Raw genomic sequence first — 973 nt, 5'->3', positions numbered from 1 at the left:
ATAGGCGTTCTGCTGGGGCTTGCCCGGCTGTATGTATTCCAGCCGGATGTTGCGCGTTTCAGCCCATGCCATAAGGGTGCCGCTGACGTATTCTGGGCCGTTATCGACACGTATCACCTGCGGTTCCCCGCGCCATTCAATGATCTGGTTCAAGCTGCGAACGACCCGTTCTGCCGGTAGCGAGAAGTCGACCTCGATTGCCAAACCCTCTCGATTGAAGTCATCCAGCACGTTCAACGTTCGGATCGACCTGCCATCCGCAAGTTGATCCGCCATGAAGTCCATCGACCAGGTCTTATTCGGCCTCTGGGGCACGGCCAGTGGCTCAGGCTTGTCCCGCTTCAAGCGTTTCCTGGGCTTGATGCGCAGGTTCAGCTCCAACTCGCAGTAAATGCGATAGACCCGTTTGTGGTTCCAGCAATACCCCTGCACGTTGCGCAAATACAAAAAGCATAGACCAAAACCCCAGCTGCGTTTGTTGGCTGTCAGACGTTCCAACCAATCCGCAATCTCTTCGTTCTCATCGCGCAGCACAGGGCTGTAGCGATAGCAGGTCTCGCTGATCTCAAACGTGCGGCAGGCCAGCGCAATGCTGACCCTATTTTGTGCGACTGCCTTCGTGGCCATCTCTCGCCTCTGAGACGGCCTTAACGCTTTTTTCCAAGCGCCTCCTTCAGCAAATCGTTCTGCATGCTCATCTCGGCATACATGCGCTTCAGGCGGCGGTTCTCTTCCGCCATATCCTTCATCTCGGATATCAATGACGCGTCCATGCCGCCAAACTTGGCCCGCCATTTATAAAAACTGGCGCTGCTCATGCCATGCTCTCGGCACAGTTCCGAGACCGGCACGCCGCCCTCCGCCTGCTTCAGAATCGCCATGATCTGTGCATCGCTGTATCGTCCGTTCTTCATCGTAAATCTCCTCAGATATCTTGCCGAGAAAATTCTACTTTTGAACACCACTGATTTTC

The 973-nt window shown here is 54.9% G+C and carries 1 pseudogene; it reads right to left on the bottom strand.

The features are described from left to right. Positions 1–914, bottom strand: a pseudogene (locus N5A93_RS19455) (IS3 family transposase); the annotation flags it as partial. Between the last annotated feature and the right edge of the window lie 59 nt (positions 915–973).

The organism is Roseovarius salincola (assembly GCF_026891095.1).
Taxonomy (GTDB): Bacteria; Pseudomonadota; Alphaproteobacteria; order Rhodobacterales; family Rhodobacteraceae; genus Roseovarius; species Roseovarius salincola.
This window is presented reverse-complemented; position numbering and strand designations above follow the sequence as displayed.